The sequence below is a fragment of the Hydrogenophaga pseudoflava genome (assembly GCF_031020795.1).
GTDB lineage: Bacteria > Pseudomonadota > Gammaproteobacteria > Burkholderiales > Burkholderiaceae_C > Hydrogenophaga > Hydrogenophaga pseudoflava_A.
The window spans coordinates 293,820-311,015 of sequence record NZ_JAVHJP010000006.1 but is presented as its reverse complement, the minus strand read 5'-3'; the positions used below and the strand labels follow the sequence as shown (position 1 = coordinate 311,015).

Here is a 17,196-nt window from a genome sequence, read left to right as displayed (position 1 = left end):
GGCCTCCTCATGGCTTGTTGCGGCGCAGGTTGTCGGTGTAGACCGCCAGGATGATGATCAGACCGGTGAGCACCATCTGCCATTCCTGCGCCACGGACATGATGCGCAGGCCGTTGATCAGCACGCTCATGATGAAGGCGCCGATGATGGTGCCCAGGATGGTGCCCACACCGCCGCTGAGCGAGGTGCCGCCGATCACCACCGCGGCGATGGCGTCGAGCTCGTAGCCCTGGCCCAGCGCGGGCTGTGCCGAGTTCAGGCGCGAGGCGATGAGCAGGCCGGCGATGCCGCAGATGCCGCCGGAGAAGGTGTAGACGATCACCTTCCAGCGGTCCACGTTCACGCCCGACAGGCGCACCGCTTCTTCGTTGCTGCCCAGGGCAAAGGTGTAGCGGCCCAGGGCGGTCTTGTTCAGCACCACGGCGCCGACCACGGCCACCAGGAACATGATGAGCACGCCGTTGGGGATGGGCAGCGCCGGGATCAGGTCGCCCAGCAGCGAGCCGAGCGAGATCTGGTCAAACCCCTCGACGTCGCTGAAGTAGATGGGGCGGGTCTGCGTGATCAGCAGGGACAGGCCCTTGAGCAGCATCATCATGCCCAGCGTGGCGATGAACGGCGGCACCTTGAGCTTGGTGATGGCCAGGCCGGAGATGCAGCCCGAGAGCGCGCCCATGCCGATGGCCAGCACGATGCCCAACGGCATCGGCAGGCCCAGGTTCACCATGAACACGCCCGCCATGACGGCGCAGAAGGTCATCAGCACGCCCACCGAGAGGTCGATGCCCGAGGTGATGATGATGAAGGTGCTGGCAATCGCCAGCACCCCGATCACCGTGGTGGACTGCAGGATGCCGATGATGTTGTCCTGCGTCATGAAGGCATCGGGCTTGAGCACGCTGAACACCACGATCAGCGCGATCAGGCTGGCAAAGGCCAGCAGTTTCTGTTTGGCCTGACCGCCGGAGAGGCGGGCCAGCCAGGAAGGGGATGCGTTGTTGTCGGTCATGGCTAAGCCTGTTGTCTCTGATCAATCGCGCCGGGTGGCCAGGGCCATCAGGCTTTCCTGTGTGGCGGCATCGCCCGGCACCTCGCCGGTGATGCGGCCCTCGCACATCACCACGATGCGGTGACTCAGCAGCAGCACCTCGGGCAGCTCGCTGGAGATGACGACGATGGCGCGCCCCTGCGCGGCCAGCTCGTTGAGCAGCTTGTAGATCTCGCTCTTGGCGCCCACGTCGATGCCGCGCGTGGGCTCGTCGAAGATCAGCACCTCGCAGTCCTGCACCAGCCATTTGGCGATCACCACCTTCTGCTGGTTGCCGCCCGAGAGCAGGCGCGCCGTCTGCGTGAGCGAGGGGGTCTTGATGCGCAGCTTCGCCACCATCTGCTGACCGATGGCGTGGATGGCGGGCTGGTTGAGGAACACACCCCACTTGAGCCAGCGCCGCAGGCTGGGCAACGTGATGTTGGATTCCACGTCCATGCCCGTGGCCAGGCCGAAGTGCTTGCGGTCTTCCGAGAGGTAGCCGATGCCCGCGCGCACCGCGTCCTGCGGCGAACGCAGGCGGATGGGTTCGCCGCGCACCCGCACCTCGCCCGAGTCGATCGCATCGGCGCCGAAGACCGCGCGCGCCACCTCGGTGCGGCCGGCGCCCATCAGGCCCGCAAAACCCAGGATTTCGCCGCGCCGCACGGTGAAGCTCACGTCGCGGATGGCGCGCCCCCGGTTGAGGCCGCGCACGTCCAGCAGCACCTCGCCGGAGGATGTGTCCGGAATGTGCTTTTCGGCCTGGTCGAGCGTGCGCCCGACCATCATGGCGATCACTTCCGCCATGGGGGTGGTGGCCGGCACGGTGGCGATGTAGGTGCCGTCGCGCATCACGGTGATGCGGTCGGCGATGCGTTGGATCTCGTCCATCTTGTGCGAGATGTAGACGATGCCCACGCCCTCGCTGCGCAGCTGCCGGATGATGCGGAACAGCTCCTCGATCTCGGCATTGTTCAGCGCGGCGGTGGGCTCGTCCATGATGAGCACGCGCGACTTGTGCGACAGCGCCTTGGCGATCTCCACCATCTGCTGGCGCGCCACGGTCAGCTGGCCCACCACGGTGGTGGGGGACAGCGCCAGGTTCATGCGGTCGAACAGCCCCTGCGCATCGCGGTTGAGCTGCTCGTCGTCCAGCAGCAGGCCGCCCAGCTTGCGCGGCTCGCGGCCCAGGAAGATGTTCTGGGCGGCGGTGAGGTGCCCCATCAGGTGCAGCTCCTGGTGGATGATGCCGATGGCCAGCGACTGCGCGTGCGCCGGGCTCTCGATGTCCACCGGCTCGCCGTCGAGCAGCACCTCGCCGCTGTCCTTGCGGTAGACGCCGGCGAGTATCTTCATCAGCGTGGACTTGCCCGCGCCGTTCTCGCCCATCAGCGCGTGGACCTCGCCGGGGCGCAGGTCGAACCGCACCCGGTCCAGCGCTTTCACGCCGGGGAAGGACTTGCTGAGGTTCTCGACCGAGATCAGGGGCGCCACGGATTCACCTGGTGTGCGCGTGGGGTCCATCGTCAGATGGTCACGCCGCCGTCGACCAGCAGTGCCTGACCGGTCACGAAGCGCGATTCGTCGCTGGCCAGGTAGACCACCATCGGCGTGATGTCGTCCACCGTGGCCAGGCGGCCCATGGGCTGGCGGGCGATGAAGTCCTTCTCGGCCTGCACCGGGTCGGCCGCGGAGGCGATGCGACCGCGCAGGGAAGGGGTGTCCACCGTGCCCGGGCACAGGGCGTTGGCGCGCAGGCCCTGCTTCACGTAGTCGGCCGCGAGCGACTTGGTCAGACCGATCACGGCGGCCTTGGTGGCCCCGTAGGCGCAGCGGTTGACAAAGCCCTTGATGCTCGACGCCATGGACGCCATGTTGATCACCGAGACGCTGCCCTGCGCGCCGGCGTGCGCCAGCATGCCGGGCAGGAAGGCCCGCGTCATGCGAAACATGCTCTTGACGTTCAGGTCGAAGCTCAGGTCCCAGTCGGCCTCGGAGCAGTCCAGCAGGCTGCCGTTGGCCACCATGCCCGCGCAGTTGAAAAGCACGTCCAGCGCCGGCGTGCGCTGCGCCAGCGCCTGCACCGCGTCGCCGTCGCGCACGTCCAGCGTCACCACCTCGATGCCGGCGCGTTCGGCGGCCAGCTGTTCCAGCAGGGGCGCGTTGATGTCGGTGGCGATCACCCGCGCTCCTTCGGCGGCGCAGGCCAGCGCACTGGCGCGGCCGATGCCTTGCGCCGCCGCGGTGATGAGCACCGTCTTGTCTTTGAGTCGACCTTCATGCATGGGGTAAGCCTTGTTTGTTGAATTCACAGATGAACATAATATCCATGTATGAATAAATCATAGGCACGACACCGCCGCGCCACGCTCGGTACTTTCCCTAGTCGTGCTCTGCGGTACAAAGCAGCACGACACCCGCCACCCTGAGAAGAGAGCCGCATGCAAGCCAGCACACCCAAGCCCCGTGGACGCCGCCCCAAGGCCGATGCCAGCCCCGACAGCGACGACCGTTACCGGGCGCCGGCGCTGGACAAGGGACTGGACATCCTGGAGTTGCTGGCGACCCAGCCCCTCGGGCTGACGCGGGCGGAAATCGTCAAGGAGATGGACCGCAGCGCGAGCGAGATCTACCGCATGCTCGAGCGCCTGGTGGCGCGGCAGTACGTGATGCGAACGCCCTCGGGCGACCGCTATGCGCTCAGTCTCAAGCTGTTCGCGCTGGCCCACATGCACCCGCCGCTCAGCCGCCTGATCAACCAGGCGCTGCCCATCATGGACGAGTTCACCCGCAAGGCCGAACAGTCGTGCCACATGGGGGTGTACGACCGGGGCAACGTGCTGATCAGTGCGCAGGTCAACAGCCCCAGCGGCTGGAGCTTTGCGGTGCAGCGCGGCGCGCGCGTGGGCCTGCTGGACACGGCCTCGGGCCACCTGCTGCTGGCGTATGCCGACGAAGGCCGCTTCAACCGCATGCTGGCCGAGCACACCCCGCTCGATGGCGAGGTGCCGATCACCCTGGAGCAGCTGCAGGCCACGCTGGCCGGCATCCGCGCCACGGGCTACCTGGAGCGTGAGAGTGCGCAGACCCTGGGCGTGGTGGACATTTCTTTCCCCATCCTCGGCCCCGACAACACGGCGCTGGCGACGCTGACCTGTCCCTACATCCGCCGCATCGACCGCCACGTCGGACCCGACATGGCGCAGGTGCGCGAGTACCTGCGCGAAGCCGCGGCCGCCCTGTCGCTCACCCAGGGCATGAGCACCCCCTGAACACCCTGCGGGGTGCCGTCGGCAAGGCCGGCGCGGTGCAAGCAATGTCATGTGAAAAGGCCCTTGGCGATGCGGGGTGGACTTGAAATCTGGTAAATTGGTCAGACCAATTTACCAGATTTGTCCGTTCATGCCCATCCAGCCTGTCGAAACGCGCCGTCTTTACCGGCAGATTGCCGACCAGTTGCGCCTGCTCATCCAGAGCGGCGAGTTCGCCATCGGCTCGCGCCTGCCAGCCGAGCGCGACCTGGCGGTCCAGCTGGGGGTGTCGCGGCCGTCCGTGCGGGAGGCGCTGATCGCGCTGGAGGTGCAGGGCCTGATCGAGGTGCGCGGCGGTTCGGGCATCGTGGTCGTCGGCCGCGAACCGGTGCAGCTGCTCGACAACGCCCACGGTCCGCTGGAAATCATCCGCGCGCGCCAGCTGATCGAAGGTGAACTCGCCGCCGTGGCCGCGCACACCGACGACGCGACCCTGGTGCCCGACCTGCGGGACACCTTGCGCGAGATGGAGAGCGACATCGCCGCGCGCACGCCCCCCATCCGCGGCGACCGGCATTTCCATCTGCGCATCGCCCAGGCCAGCGACAACAGCCCGCTGCTGGCCATCGTCACCCAGCTGTTCGACGAGCGCAACGGCCCGCTGTTTGCGCGCCTGGGCAGCCACTTTGAACGCGAGGCCACCTGGCAGCAGGCGGTGGCCGAACACCGGGCGGTGGTCGATGCCATCGAGCGGCGCGACCCGCAGGCCGCCCTCCAGGCCATGAGCAGCCACCTGGAGCATTCGCACGAGCGCTTCTCGGCCGGCTGGCTGACCGGCGAACCCACCGACACGCCCTGAAGGGGCCGTTCCCATGAACCCCGTCATCCGCATCCACCCCCACGACGACGTCGTCATCGCCCGCCAGCAACTGCTGGGCGGCACGCGCATCGACACCGAAGGCATCACCGTGTCGGGCCTGGTGCCGCCGGGCCACAAGATCGCCGTGCGCGCCATCGCGGCGGGCGAGCCGGTGCGCCGCTACAACCAGATCATCGGCACCGCCACCCAGGCCATCGCGCCCGGGCAGCACGTGCACACCCACAACCTGGCCTTCAGTCGCTTCGACCGCGGCCACGCCGTGGGTGGCGACGTGCGGCCCGTGGCCTATGTGGACACGCCGGCCACGTTCGAGGGCATCGTGCGCAGCGATGGCCGCGTGGCCACGCGCAACTACGTTGGCGTGCTGACCAGCGTGAACTGTTCGGCCACCGTGGCGCGCGCCATCGCCGACCACTTCCGCCGCGACATCCACCCCGGGGCGCTGGCCGCCTTTCCGAACGTGGACGGCGTGGTGGCGCTGACCCATGGCGCGGGCTGCGCCACCGACAGCGAAGGCGAGGGGCTGCAGGTGCTGCGCCGCACGCTGGCGGGCTACGCGCGGCACGCCAACTTCGCGGCTGTCGTCGTGGTGGGCCTGGGCTGCGAGACCAACCAGATCCAGGGCCTGCTGGAGCAGGAAGGCCTGCGCGAGGGCGCGAAGCTGGTGACCTTCGGCATCCAGGACACCGGCGGCACCGCCAAAAGCGTGGCGCGCGGCATCGAGGCGGTGCGGGCCCTGCTGCCCGAGGCCAACGCGGTGCGGCGCCAGCCCGTGCCCGCCAGCCACCTGGTGGTGGGCCTGCAGTGCGGCGGCTCCGACGGCTATTCCGGCATCAGCGCCAACCCGGCGCTGGGCGCGGCGGTGGACCTGGTGGTGCGCCACGGCGGCACGGCCGTGCTGTCCGAAACGCCCGAAATCTACGGCGGCGAACACCTGCTGCTGCAGCGCGCCGTGTCGCAGGCCGTGGCCGACAAGCTCGAAGCCCGCCTGCGCTGGTGGACCGACTACTGCGCCCGCCACCACGCCGAGATGGACAACAACCCCTCGGCCGGCAACAAGGCCGGCGGCCTGACCACCATCCTGGAGAAGTCGCTGGGCGCCATCGCCAAGGGCGGCACCACGCCGCTGGTGGACGTCTACGAATACGCCCAGCCCATCACCGCCAAAGGTTTTGTCTACATGGACACACCGGGCTACGACCCGGTGTCGGCCACCGGCCAGGTGGCGGGCGGCGCCAACCTGATCTGCTTCACCACCGGGCGCGGCTCGGCCTACGGCTGCGCGCCGTCGCCCTCGCTCAAGCTGGCCACCAACAGCGCGCTGTGGGCCCGGCAGGAGGAGGACATGGACATCAACTGCGGCACCGTCATCGACGGCAGCGAGAGCGTGGAGCAACTGGGCGAACGCATCTTCCAGGAGATGCTGGCCGCCGCCTCGGGCCGCAAGACCAAGAGCGAACAACACGGCTACGGCCAGAACGAGTTCGTGCCCTGGGCGCTCGGCGCCGTCATGTGAGCAGACCCACCCCTGACCCACCATGCACCGACTGCACCCCCTGTATCTGGACATCTTGTCCGCCGACGCGGCCCGCCCGCCCTACGACCGCCAGCGCCTGCAGCTGGGCATCGTGCACCTGGGCATCGGTGCCTTCATGCGCGCCCACCTCGCCGCCGCCACCGAAGCGGCCATCGCCGCGGGCGATCCGCGCTGGGGCATCGTCGGCGTCTCGCTGCGCCAGCCCGACACGCGCGATGCGCTGCAAGCTCAGGACGGCCTGTACACCCTGGCGATCCGCGATGCCGATGCGCAAGGCCGGCCGCGCCAGCGCCTGCAGGTGATCGGCGCGGTGCGCAGGCTGCTGGTGGCGCCCGAGAACCCGCAAGCGGTGCTGGACGCCATCGCCGCCACCGACACCCGCATCGTGAGCCTGACCGTGACGGAGAAGGGTTATTGCCACGACCCGGCCACCGGCGCCCTGCGGCTGGACCACCCGGACATCGTGCACGACCTGGCCCACCCCGAAGCGCCGCGCTCGGCCATCGGCATGCTGGTGTCCGGTCTGCGGCGGCGCTTCGCAGAAGGCCGCAGCCCGCTCACGCTGATGTCGCTGGACAACCTGCCCGCCAACGGCCGCGTGCTGCGCGGCGCCGTGCTGCGCTTCGCCGAAGCGGTGGACCCGGCGCTGGCGCGGCGCATCGCCGACGGCTGCCGCTTTCCCAGCTCCATGGTGGACCGCATCGTGCCCCGCACCACCGACGCCGACCGCGCCGCCGTGTCGCAGGCGCTGGGCGCCGAAGACCGCTGGCCGGTGCTGGGCGAGCCCTTTTTCGACTGGGCGGTGGAAGACGAATTCGCCGCCGACCGGCCCGACTGGACGCTGGGCGGCGCGCGCTTCGTGGCGGACGCCGAACCCTACGAGCGGCTCAAGCTGCGCATGGTCAACGGCACGCACTCCAGCCTGGCCTACCTGGGCGCCATGGCCGGCTGGCAGACGGTGGACCAGGCCATCGCGCAGCCGGCCTTGCGCGGGCACATCGAAGCGCTGATGCGCGACGAGATCGAGCCCACCCTGGCGGCGCTGCCGGGGCTGGACCTGCCCGCCTACCGCACCAACCTGCTGGCCCGTTACGCCAACCCGGCGCTGGCGCACCGCACCCACCAGATCGCCATGGACGGCTCTCAGAAGCTGCCGCAGCGCCTGCTGGGCACGGTGCGCGACAGGCTGGCCGCCGGCCTGCCCGTGCCCCGCATGGCCCTGGGCGTGGCGGCCTGGATGCACTACCTGCGCGGCGTGGACGAGCGGGGCCAGGCCTATGCCGTCGACGACCCCCATGCCGCCGACCTGACGGCGCTGTACCAGCGCTCGCTGGGGCAGGGTGCCAGCGCAGAGGCCGTGCAGGCCATGCTGTCCTACGCACCGGTGTTCGGCGACCTCGCGGGCAACGCGGTGCTGGCCGCGGCGCTGCTCGGCCCCTTGCAATCGTTGCAGGCGCGCGGCGTGCAGGCCACGCTGGACGCCGTGAACCGCGGGGAGCTGGCCGCATGAGCACAGCCCCCGAACCACTCGATGTCCTGACGCTGGGCGAGACCATGGCGTTGCTGGTGGCCCAGGAGCCCGGGCCGCTGGACCAGGTGCAGACCTTCAGCAAGCGCCTGGCCGGCGCCGACAGCAACGTGGCCATCGGGCTGGCGCGGCTGGGTTTCAAGGTGGGCTGGGTCAGCCGCCTGGGGGACGACTCGTTCGGCCGCTATGTGCGCCAGGCCATTGAGGCCGAGGGCGTGGACACCTCGCAGGTGGCGGTGGACCCGACGCGCTCCACCGGTTTCATGCTCAAGGCGCGCAGCCTGGACGGCAGCGACCCGGCCATCGAGTATTACCGCCGCAACTCCGCCGCCAGCCAGCTCGGGCTGGCCAACCTGCCGCCGTCCTATGCACTGCGCGCCCGCCACGTGCACGCCACCGGCATCACGCCCGCGCTGTCGCCCGCAGCCCACGAGGTGGTGGCGCACGCCATGCAGAGCCTGCGCGCGGCGGGCCGCAGCGTCTCGTTCGACCCCAACCTGCGCCCCCGCCTGTGGCCCGACACCGCCACCATGCGCGACACCCTGAACGAACTGGCCCGCCACGCCGACTGGATGCTGCCCGGCATCGAGGAAGGCCGGCTGCTGACGGGCCAGCGTACGCCCGCCGACATCGCCGCCTGGTACCTCGACCGGGGCGCCAAAGCCGTGGTGGTGAAGCTGGGGGCCCAGGGCGCCTACTTCCGCACGGCCGAAGGCGGGCAGGGCACTGTGCCCGGCGTGCCGGTGCCCGTGGTGGTGGACACCGTGGGCGCGGGCGACGCCTTTGCGGTGGGCATCGTCAGCGCCCGGCTTGAAGGGCTTTCATGGCACCAGGCCCTGCGCCGCGCCAACTGGATCGCCTCGCGCGCGCTGCAGGTGATCGGCGACATGGAAGGCCTGCCCACCCGGCGCGAGCTCAACGAACAGAACTTCGACTGAACCCAAGGAACACCATGCTGACCGTCGTCTGCGAAACCCCCGGCACCTTGCTGGCCCAGGAACGCCCCATGCCCGAACGCGGCCCCCACGACGTGCTGCTGCGGGTCAGGCGCGTGGGCGTGTGCGGCACCGACCTGCACATCTTCACCGGCAAGCAGCCCTACCTGAGCTATCCGCGCGTGATGGGTCACGAGCTCTCGGGCATCGTCGAAGCCGCCCCGGCCGACAGCGCCCTGCGCCCCGGCGACGCCGCCTACGTCATGCCCTACCTGTCGTGCGGCACCTGCGTTGCCTGCCGCGCCGGCAAGACCAACTGCTGCACCCACATCCAGGTGCTGGGCGTGCACCGCGATGGCGCCTTCACCGAATACCTCAGCGTGCCGCAGCAATTCGTGCACAAGGCCGAAGGCGTGACACTCGACCAGGCCGCCATGGTGGAGTTCCTGGCCATCGGCGCCCACGCCGTGCGCCGCTCGGGCCTGCGCGCCGGACAGCGCGTGCTGGTGGTGGGCGCCGGCCCCATCGGCATGGCGGCGATGATCTTTGCGCAGTTGCGCGGCGCCAAGGTCACCGCGCTGGACGGCCGCCAGGACCGGGTGGACTTCTGCACCCGCTCGCTGGGCGTTCACGCGGGGGTTCCGCTGGGCGAAGGCGACGAAGCGCAGCTGGCCTCACTGACCAGCGGAGAGTTCTACGACGTGGTGTTCGATGCCACCGGCAACCCCCAGGCCATGGAGCGCGGGTTCCGCTTCGTCGCCCACGGCGGCAGCTACGTGCTGATCTCGGTGGTGGGCGCAACCATCAGCTTCTCCGATCCCGAATTCCACAAGCGCGAGATGACGCTGCTGGGCAGCCGCAACGCCACCGCCGAAGACTTCGTCACTGTGCTCGACGCCATGCGCGCCGGCCAGATCCCGGACAGCCTGAACACCCACCGCATTGCGCTGGCCGAGGTGCCCACCCGTTTCCAGAGCCTGCTCGACCCGGCGGCCGGGGTGATCAAGGCCATCGTGGAGTGCTGACTGCCGGTCAGCCGGAACTCGATCCGGGAAACAACAGGCAGAAGCTCGTGAGACCGTCGCGGGAACTGGCCGTCACCGTGCCGCCATGGGCTGCCATGATGGCCTGGGTGATGGACAGACCCAGGCCGGTGCCGTCGGAGTCCGGGTGGCTGCGCGATTTGTCCACCCGGAAGAAACGGTCGAACAGCCGGGGCAGCACTTCGGGCGAAATGGTGGGTCCGCTGTTGGACAGGCACAGGGTGGTGTTTGCGCCGTGTTGTCCAATCACCACCGCCACCTCCGCACCGTCCGGCGAATGCCGCAGGGCGTTGGACAGCAGGTTGCCGATGGCCCTGCGCACCATCAGGCGGTCGCCCATCACCACGGCTTCGCCCGCGAGCGTCAGCCGCACGCGCCGGTCCTCGGCCACTGCGTCGTAGAACTCGAACAGCGCCCTTGTTTCCTGGTGGAGCGCGATGGCCTCCGGGTTGGGCAGTTCGATGCCGTGCTCCGTCTTGGCCAGAAACAGCATGTCCGACACCATGCGGGCCAGGCGCTGGAACTCCTCGGCGTTGGAGGCCAGGATGTCCCGGTAGGCGCTCGCGTCCCGTTTCTGCGCCAGCGACACCTGGGTCTGGGTCAGCAGGTTGTTGATGGGGGTGCGCAGTTCGTGCGCCAGGTCGCTGGAGAAGTCCTGCAGCCGCGCGAAGTCGGCCTGCAGACGCTCCAGCATGGTGTTCAGGCTCCGCGCCAGGTCGGCAAACTCGGCCGGCACCGCGTCCACCGGCATGCGCTGATCCAGCTTCTGGGCCGTGACCGTCATGGCGCGTTCCTTGATGACCCGCAGTGGCGCCAGGCCGCGGCGCGCCGCCCACCAGCCCAGCAGACCGCTCAGCAGGATGGCGCCCAGCAGGTACAGCGCCAGGGTGTGGCGCAGCCCATGCAGGAAATGCGCATGGTGCTCGGTGTCCAGGGCCATGCGAAGTTGCAGCGCCGTCGCCGGGTCGTCTCCGGCGCCCGGAGGGGCGTCGACCCGGGCCGACAGTCCTCTCAGGTTCTGGCGGCCCTCGGTCCAGTCGACCGGATCGGCGCCGGAATCCGCGGCGGGCAGGTTGGCGGGAAACCCCGAGCCTTCCCGGCCGTACACGAGACGCTCACCCTGCCGCAGTTCGATGCGCAGCCCATGGTGGCTGCCCAGCAACTCGTCCAGACGGGCCGAGCGCTCGGCCTGCGTAGGCGATTCCCGGACGATCTTCTGGACCAGGCCGATCTTGTCTTTCAGGTAGTCCCGGTCCAGCTCGACGAAGTGCCGCCCGGTCGCCTGCGAAACCAGCAGCCCCATGCCGATCAGCACCAGGGCCGACACCAGCGTGTAGAACGCGGTCAGCCGCGCGGTGAGGGAGAGCCGCCCCGGCATCAGCGTGCGCCCTCGGGCGCTTCCAGCACATAGCCCATGCCCCGGACGGTCTGGATCAGACGCGGCTCGAAGGGGTCGTCCACCTTGGCCCGCAGGCGTCGCATGGCGACCTCGATCACATTGGTGTCACTGTCGAAATTCATGTCCCACACCTGGGATGCGATCAGCGACCGCGGCAGCACCTCGCCTTGCCGGCGCATCAGCAGCTCCAGCAGACCGAACTCCTTGGCGGTGAGGTCGATGCGCTTGCCGGACCGGCTCACGCGGCGGCGCAGCAGGTCCAGCTCCAGGTCGGCCACCTGCAGGGTGGTGGCCTCCATGCCGGAACGACCCCTTCGCAGGATGGTGCGCACCCGCGCCAGCAGTTCGGCGAACGAGAACGGCTTGACCAGGTAGTCGTCGGCGCCCAGCTCCAAGCCCTTGACGCGGTCCTCGACCTGGTCCCGGGCGGTGAGGAAGAGCACCGGCATCTGGCGCCCCTGGGCGCGCAGGTTGCGCAGCACCTGCCAGCCGTCCATGCCCGGCAGCATCACGTCCAGGATCAACAGGTCGTGGTCGCCTTCCAGGCCGTGGTGCAGACCGTCCACGCCGTTGGTGACGAGGTCCACGGCATAGCCCGCCTCGCGCAGGCCCTGCCGCAGGTAGTCGCCGGCCTTGGGCTCGTCTTCAACAATCAGGATCTTCACATGCGTTCTCCTGACCGCAAGTGTGCCTGCCTTGAAACGCGTCGGTTCAAACATGACATTTTTGTAATCTGACCGACAGGAGAGTGTCGGCCAGGCACCTCCAGAATCCGCTCCGCTTGATCCATATCAAAACGGAGCGACACCAGTGACAACTTCATTCCTCAATCGGGCCGGCCACCATCTGCTGGCTGCGAGCCTCTTGAGCCTCCCCTTCGCGCTTGCGGCGCAGACCACCAGCCCGTCGCAGGAAGCCGACTGGCGTCGCGCCAACGACGCGGTGGGCGCATTCAAACGGGGTCATGTCGACGTACTCAAGTGGGAGCAGGCCAACCCGACCGCCGGCAACCCGGCGGCGGCGCCGACCGGTGCTGCGGTCGCGACCCCCGAGGCCGCGGTCCGCATGGCATGGCGTGTGCACAAAGAACTGGCGCGCCCGCTGGCGCGACTGGGCGACCAGAACGAGCGGCTGATTGCCGAGGGCCGCTGGACGGAACTCGACCCCAGCCTTCAACGCCGCGTCGAGGATGCCAGTGAGGTGCTGGAGGTGGCTGCGGCCGGCCGCAAAGCCTGGATCGAAGCCGTGGCTGCCCAACAGGTGCTGAAGCACCAGCGCGACATGCTGGAGGCTGCCCAGGCCGCGCATGAACTGGGTCAGCGCATGGTGACCGTGGGCAACTGGAGCAAGCTGCAACTGGCGCCGGTTCAACTGGCTTTGTCCAACGCACGCATGAATCTGCGACGGGCAGAGCATGCCGCCGCCCAGGCCCAGTCCAAGCTGGTCGAGTCCATGGGACAAACAGGCCTGCAGGATGGTTTTGCGCTGCCGGACCGGTTGCCAGACATTCCAGCCCAGCCCATGGCCGCGGCTGATCTGCAAAAGCGCGCCGAGGCGGTTCGCAACCAGTTGCCGGTGGCGCAGAGCCTGCGCAACCGTGCACTGTCCAGGACGGCCATGAGCACCTATCGGGCCGCCCACGCCCTGGCCCAGGACAGCCAGGGGGACATTCTGAAGACCCGCGAGTTCATCACCGAAGAGACGGTGCTGCACTACAACGGCATGCTCAAGAGCGTGTGGGACCTGCTGGACGAGGTGCGCAACCAGTCCCAGGCCACCGTGGACGCCATCGGCGCGCAGCGTGACTTCTGGCTGGCCGAGGCGGATCTGCAGTGGGTCCTGCAAGGCGGCGAGCCGGACAGCTTTGTCGGCCTGGGAGGCGCCGGTGGCGATGCCCCGGCCGCAGCAGCGCATTGAAAGGACACCAGAACATGACGAACACCCACTCCAGACGACAGTTTTTCGCCGGTGCCGCCGCCTCCGTGGCCGGCCTGGCCGTGGCCCGTTCCGCCCTGGCGGGTTTGCCCGAACCCGTCATCCAGACCTCGGTCGACACCGCGCCGCCGCTGCTGCCCCAGACCGGCCGGCCCTACAACCCGGTGGTCACACTCAACGGCTGGACCTTGCCCTGGCGCATGAACAACGGCGTCAAGGAATTCCACCTGGTGGCCGAGCCGGTGGTGCGCGAGGTCTCGCCCGGTTTCAAGGTCAACATGTGGGGCTACAACGGCCAGAGCCCCGGCCCGACCATCGAGGTGGTCGAGGGCGACCGGGTGCGCATCTTCGTGACCAACAAGCTGCCCGAACACACGACCGTGCACTGGCACGGCCAGCGCCTGCCCAGCGGCATGGACGGCGTGGGCGGCCTGACCCAGCGCGCGATTCCCGTGGGCAAGACCTATGTGTACGAGTTCGAGGCGCGGCGCCCCGGCACCTTCATGTACCACCCGCACGCCGACGAGATGGTTCAGATGGCCATGGGCATGATGGGCATGTGGGTGACCCACCCCAAGGCCAAACACCCGCACATCAACGAGGTGGACCGCGACTTCTGCTTCCTGCTCAACGCCTTCGACGTGGAGCCCGGCAGCAAGACGCCCAAGGTCAACACCATGACCGACTTCAACATCTGGTGCTGGAACAGCCGGGTGTTCCCGGCCATCGACACGCTCAACGTGCGCCTGAACGACCGCGTGCGCATCCGGGTGGGCAACCTCACCATGACCAACCACCCGATCCACCTGCACGGCCACGAGTTCCTGGTCACGGGCACCGACGGCGGACCGACCCCACCCAGCACCCGCTGGTACGAAGTCACCACCGACGTGGCCGTGGGGCAGATGCGCCAGATCGAGCTGATCGCCGACGAAGAAGGCGACTGGGCCCTGCACTGCCACAAGAGCCACCACACCATGAACGCCATGGGCCACGATGTGCCGACCATGATCGGCGTGGACCACCGAGGTCTGGTCAAGAAGATCCAGAAGGTCGCGCCCGACTACATGCTCATGGGTGAACGCGGCATGGCCGACATGGGCGAGATGCAGATGCAGATTCCCGACAACACGGCGCCCATGATGACCGGCACCGGCCAGTTCGGCCCTCTGGAAATGGGCGGCATGTTCACGGTCTTCAAGGTCCGCAAGGACCAGAAACCGGGCGACTACAAGGACCCCGGCCCTTACAAGTTCCCGCAGGGCACCGTGGCCTACGAATGGACCGGGGCGCTACCCCCGACACCACGCCCTGCGGCCAGCAGCGACAAGACGCCCGCTGCCGCGCAGGTGGTCAAACCGACCGCCAAAGGCATGTCGCACTGAAAGGGCCGTGACAGGCCTCACCACCGCTTTCCCTCAACCGCTTTCACAACCAGAACCCAAAGACAACCATGAAATCCTTCCAGTCCCACTTCATCTCCCGTGCCGGCCTTGCGTTCGCTGCGGCCACTTTGGCCTCGTCGGCTGCCTTCGCCGGTGGCACTCACAGCGGCGGCCACCACGAGGAGTCACCCATTGGCAAACCGGGTGTCGCCGCCAAGGTCACACGCACGATCCAGGTCGACATGAGCAACGGCATGCGCTTCAAGCCGTCGGACATCCAGGTCAAGCGGGGTGAAACCGTCCGCTTCGTCCTGAAGAACACCGACAGCGTCAAGCACGAGTTCAGCCTGGGCACGCCCCAGGAACTGGCGGAGCACTACGAGGTCATGAAGAAATTCCCCGACATGGAGCACGACGAGCCCAACAAGATCTCGCTGGCGCCCGGCAAGCAGGGCGAGGTCATCTGGCAGTTCACCAGGGCCGGCACCGTGGATTTCGCGTGCCTGCACGTGGGCCATTTCGACGCTGGCATGAAGGGCCAGGTCAAGGTGGCGGCCAAGTGAGCGCCTTTCTGGCGATGTTCACCCAACGAAAGGAATCCAAGATGAAGCCGCGAGTGATTTTGAGTGCGGGCGCACTGGCGTTCACAGCCTTTGCCATCCATCCTGTGTTTGCCCAGATGAACATGGACCACGCCAAGACGGACATGGCGGCCACACCCGGAATGACCGAAGGCGAGGTGCGAAAGATCGACAAGGACGCCGGCAAGATCACCATCAAGCACGGTGAAATCAAGCACATGGACATGCCACCCATGACCATGGTGTTCGTGGCCAAGGACAAGGCCCTGCTGGACAAAGCCGCGGTCGGCGCCAGGATCCTGTTCATGGCCACCAGCGAAAATGGCCAGATGACGGTGACCGACATCCAGCCGGCGAAGTGAGGCCCACCGCTGTTCCAGCCACAAGCCGCGCCCCAGCGCGGCTTTTTTTTGGCCGGCCACCAAGCTGACAAAAATGCAATCTTGCCGTCATCTCGTCGCTGGAATCCCGGTCCTAGACTGCATGGCAAGACGGAATCGATACAAGGAGAACGTGCCGTGCATACACCCAGCCCAGAGAAGCTCGCCGCCCCCTCACTGCACCGACGTGCCTGGCTGACAGCTGCGCTGTGTCTGCCTTGGGCGACGTGGGCCGCTCAGCCGACCTTGCCGCTGGTCGAGGTCTGGAAGGACCCCAGTTGCGGCTGCTGCAAGGATTGGGTGGCCATTGTGGAAAAGGCGGGGTTTCCCGTTCGGGTGCATGAAACCGGCAACAACGCCAAACGCGCCCAGCTGGGAATGCCCGCCAAGCTGGGTTCCTGCCATACCGCCACAGTCGGTGGCTACGTGATCGAAGGGCATGTGCCGGTGCGCGAAATCCAGCGCCTGCTGCGCGAAAAGCCCCAGGCCATCGGCTTGACCGTACCCGGCATGGTGGTCGGTTCGCCCGGCATGGACGGCCCCCTCTACAACGGACGCAGCGATCCGTATGCGGTGCTGCTGGTGCTGTCCGATGGGCAGACGGCGGTGTACCAGAAATACGCCTGAGGGTTGCAGCATGGACCGGACCCCGCATTTCAGCACCCGGCGCGGCTTCATCGCTGCCAGCGGCTTTGGCGGCATCAGCCTGTACGGCCTGTGGGCCGCCTATGGCGCTGCGCCCGGCCCCTTTGCCCTGCTGGGACTGGATCACCCCCCAGCGCCGAACGGCCACGCAGAACATGCTGGTACCGACCCGCAGACTCCGGCAGCGGCCTCCGCAGGACACGGCGGACACGGTGCTGCGGCAGTCGGGCCGGACGCCGAAGAGTTCAGCCACCAGACCGCCGAGTTTGCCGAACGCTACCGCATGCCCGATGGCAGCGTCTATCCGCGCCACATGGCCGGCAGCATGGCCGCCATGGATCCGCATGCCGGCCATACCATGCCAGTAGCGCCTGCCGACAAAAACCAGCCCATCGATGTGCTGATGACCGCCGGCAAGTGGTACTACCTGCCCACCGCCTTGCGCCTGGACGCTGGCCAGGCCTACCGCTTCAGGATCATGTCGGTGGACATCGCCCACGGCGCCTCCATCCAGCTGGGCACGGCGGGACGCATGATGCGGGTGCAGCCCGGACGCATCACCGAAGCCACCATGACCTTCCAGAAGCCGGGGCGCTATCTGATGTACTGCACGGTCTACTGCGGTGAGGCGCACCAACTGATGCAGGCAACGATCGAGGTGGTCTGA

The 17,196-nt window shown here is 68.1% G+C and carries 17 protein-coding genes; 12 read left to right on the top strand and 5 right to left on the bottom strand.

Going from position 1 to position 17,196, the window contains the following annotated elements; genetic code table 11:
• Nucleotides 1-7: 7 nt before the first annotated feature.
• From RCO38_RS19785 to RCO38_RS19775, 3 genes are read right to left on the bottom strand one after another with little or no spacing between them, the layout of a single operon-like run.
• Complete coding sequence (locus tag RCO38_RS19785; RefSeq protein WP_308330153.1) at nucleotides 8-1,009, bottom strand: ABC transporter permease; 1,002 nt, start codon at nucleotides 1,007-1,009, stop codon at nucleotides 8-10.
• A gap of 21 nt (nucleotides 1,010-1,030) precedes the next feature.
• Nucleotides 1,031-2,554: a sugar ABC transporter ATP-binding protein gene (locus RCO38_RS19780; RefSeq protein ID WP_374694561.1), complete on the bottom strand. Its 1,524-nt coding sequence runs from the start codon at nucleotides 2,552-2,554 to the stop codon at nucleotides 1,031-1,033.
• Between the two features lie 2 nt (nucleotides 2,555-2,556).
• Nucleotides 2,557-3,315 (bottom strand): SDR family oxidoreductase, encoded by a 759-nt coding sequence (locus RCO38_RS19775; protein ID WP_308330151.1) that lies wholly within the window; start codon nucleotides 3,313-3,315, stop codon nucleotides 2,557-2,559.
• 156 nt (nucleotides 3,316-3,471) lie between these two features.
• On the opposite strand from RCO38_RS19775, the gene RCO38_RS19770 reads away from it, so the two are divergent.
• The 6 genes from RCO38_RS19770 to RCO38_RS19745 all read left to right on the top strand — a co-directional run bounded on the left by RCO38_RS19770 (nucleotide 3,472) and on the right by RCO38_RS19745 (nucleotide 10,186).
• A complete protein-coding gene (locus tag RCO38_RS19770) occupies nucleotides 3,472-4,302 on the top strand; it encodes an IclR family transcriptional regulator (protein WP_308330150.1) in 831 nt (276 codons plus the stop codon).
• A gap of 130 nt (nucleotides 4,303-4,432) precedes the next feature.
• The gene (locus tag RCO38_RS19765; protein ID WP_308330149.1) at nucleotides 4,433-5,140 is read left to right on the top strand and encodes a FadR/GntR family transcriptional regulator; all 708 of its coding nucleotides are present in this window, start codon (nucleotides 4,433-4,435) and stop codon (nucleotides 5,138-5,140) included.
• Between the two features lie 13 nt (nucleotides 5,141-5,153).
• On the top strand, nucleotides 5,154-6,677 hold the full coding sequence (locus tag RCO38_RS19760) for a UxaA family hydrolase (protein WP_308330148.1): 1,524 nt from the start codon (nucleotides 5,154-5,156) through the stop codon (nucleotides 6,675-6,677).
• 22 nt (nucleotides 6,678-6,699) lie between these two features.
• Nucleotides 6,700-8,208, top strand: coding sequence for a mannitol dehydrogenase family protein (locus RCO38_RS19755; RefSeq protein WP_308330147.1), 1,509 nt, complete (start codon nucleotides 6,700-6,702; stop codon nucleotides 8,206-8,208).
• Nucleotides 8,205-9,164, top strand: a complete 960-nt coding sequence (locus RCO38_RS19750; RefSeq protein ID WP_308330146.1) for a sugar kinase — start codon at nucleotides 8,205-8,207, stop codon at nucleotides 9,162-9,164. Before RCO38_RS19755 ends, RCO38_RS19750 begins: the two co-directional genes overlap by 4 nt.
• 14 nt (nucleotides 9,165-9,178) lie before the next feature.
• Nucleotides 9,179-10,186 (top strand): zinc-binding alcohol dehydrogenase family protein, encoded by a 1,008-nt coding sequence (locus RCO38_RS19745; RefSeq protein ID WP_308330145.1) that lies wholly within the window; start codon nucleotides 9,179-9,181, stop codon nucleotides 10,184-10,186.
• 7 nt (nucleotides 10,187-10,193) lie between these two features.
• On the opposite strand, the gene RCO38_RS19740 is transcribed toward RCO38_RS19745, so the two are convergent.
• Both RCO38_RS19740 and RCO38_RS19735 read right to left on the bottom strand, forming a co-directional pair.
• Nucleotides 10,194-11,582 carry a heavy metal sensor histidine kinase gene (locus RCO38_RS19740; protein WP_308330144.1) on the bottom strand — a complete coding sequence of 463 codons (1,389 nt, stop codon included), beginning with the start codon at nucleotides 11,580-11,582 and terminating at the stop codon, nucleotides 10,194-10,196.
• Nucleotides 11,582-12,268, bottom strand: a complete 687-nt coding sequence (locus RCO38_RS19735) for a heavy metal response regulator transcription factor (protein WP_308330143.1) — start codon at nucleotides 12,266-12,268, stop codon at nucleotides 11,582-11,584. The genes RCO38_RS19740 and RCO38_RS19735 overlap by 1 nt, the downstream gene beginning before the upstream one ends.
• Before the next feature lie 199 nt (nucleotides 12,269-12,467).
• On the opposite strand from RCO38_RS19735, the gene RCO38_RS19730 reads away from it, so the two are divergent.
• The 6 genes from RCO38_RS19730 to RCO38_RS19705 all read left to right on the top strand — a co-directional run bounded on the left by RCO38_RS19730 (nucleotide 12,468) and on the right by RCO38_RS19705 (nucleotide 17,196).
• Nucleotides 12,468-13,520: a TolC family protein gene (locus tag RCO38_RS19730; protein WP_308330142.1), complete on the top strand. Its 1,053-nt coding sequence runs from the start codon at nucleotides 12,468-12,470 to the stop codon at nucleotides 13,518-13,520.
• Between the two features lie 14 nt (nucleotides 13,521-13,534).
• Nucleotides 13,535-14,923: a multicopper oxidase family protein gene (locus tag RCO38_RS19725; RefSeq protein ID WP_308330141.1), complete on the top strand. Its 1,389-nt coding sequence runs from the start codon at nucleotides 13,535-13,537 to the stop codon at nucleotides 14,921-14,923.
• A 68-nt stretch (nucleotides 14,924-14,991) separates the two neighbouring features.
• Nucleotides 14,992-15,486 (top strand): cupredoxin domain-containing protein, encoded by a 495-nt coding sequence (locus tag RCO38_RS19720; protein WP_308330140.1) that lies wholly within the window; start codon nucleotides 14,992-14,994, stop codon nucleotides 15,484-15,486.
• A 41-nt stretch (nucleotides 15,487-15,527) separates the two neighbouring features.
• Nucleotides 15,528-15,866, top strand: coding sequence for a copper-binding protein (locus RCO38_RS19715; protein ID WP_308330139.1), 339 nt, complete (start codon nucleotides 15,528-15,530; stop codon nucleotides 15,864-15,866).
• 156 nt (nucleotides 15,867-16,022) lie between these two features.
• Nucleotides 16,023-16,511: a DUF411 domain-containing protein gene (locus tag RCO38_RS19710; protein ID WP_374694560.1), complete on the top strand. Its 489-nt coding sequence runs from the start codon at nucleotides 16,023-16,025 to the stop codon at nucleotides 16,509-16,511.
• A gap of 10 nt (nucleotides 16,512-16,521) precedes the next feature.
• Entirely contained in the window at nucleotides 16,522-17,196 is a 675-nt protein-coding gene (locus RCO38_RS19705) for a hypothetical protein (RefSeq protein WP_308330138.1), read from the top strand.

Excerpts from the sequence above, each read along its gene's own strand:
- RCO38_RS19785 (WP_308330153.1), bottom strand. The coding sequence starts at position 1,009 with ATGACCGACAACAACGCATCCCCTTCCTGGCTGGCCCGCCTCTCCGGC.
- RCO38_RS19780 (WP_374694561.1), bottom strand. The coding sequence starts at position 2,554 with ATGGACCCCACGCGCACACCAGGTGAATCCGTGGCGCCCCTGATCTCG.
- RCO38_RS19775 (WP_308330151.1), bottom strand. The coding sequence starts at position 3,315 with ATGCATGAAGGTCGACTCAAAGACAAGACGGTGCTCATCACCGCGGCG.
- RCO38_RS19770 (WP_308330150.1), top strand. The coding sequence starts at position 3,472 with ATGCAAGCCAGCACACCCAAGCCCCGTGGACGCCGCCCCAAGGCCGAT.
- RCO38_RS19765 (WP_308330149.1), top strand. The coding sequence starts at position 4,433 with ATGCCCATCCAGCCTGTCGAAACGCGCCGTCTTTACCGGCAGATTGCC.
- RCO38_RS19760 (WP_308330148.1), top strand. The coding sequence starts at position 5,154 with ATGAACCCCGTCATCCGCATCCACCCCCACGACGACGTCGTCATCGCC.
- RCO38_RS19755 (WP_308330147.1), top strand. The coding sequence starts at position 6,700 with ATGCACCGACTGCACCCCCTGTATCTGGACATCTTGTCCGCCGACGCG.
- RCO38_RS19750 (WP_308330146.1), top strand. The coding sequence starts at position 8,205 with ATGAGCACAGCCCCCGAACCACTCGATGTCCTGACGCTGGGCGAGACC.
- RCO38_RS19745 (WP_308330145.1), top strand. The coding sequence starts at position 9,179 with ATGCTGACCGTCGTCTGCGAAACCCCCGGCACCTTGCTGGCCCAGGAA.
- RCO38_RS19740 (WP_308330144.1), bottom strand. The coding sequence starts at position 11,582 with ATGCCGGGGCGGCTCTCCCTCACCGCGCGGCTGACCGCGTTCTACACG.
- RCO38_RS19725 (WP_308330141.1), top strand. The coding sequence starts at position 13,535 with ATGACGAACACCCACTCCAGACGACAGTTTTTCGCCGGTGCCGCCGCC.
- RCO38_RS19720 (WP_308330140.1), top strand. The coding sequence starts at position 14,992 with ATGAAATCCTTCCAGTCCCACTTCATCTCCCGTGCCGGCCTTGCGTTC.
- RCO38_RS19715 (WP_308330139.1), top strand. The coding sequence starts at position 15,528 with ATGAAGCCGCGAGTGATTTTGAGTGCGGGCGCACTGGCGTTCACAGCC.
- RCO38_RS19705 (WP_308330138.1), top strand. The coding sequence starts at position 16,522 with ATGGACCGGACCCCGCATTTCAGCACCCGGCGCGGCTTCATCGCTGCC.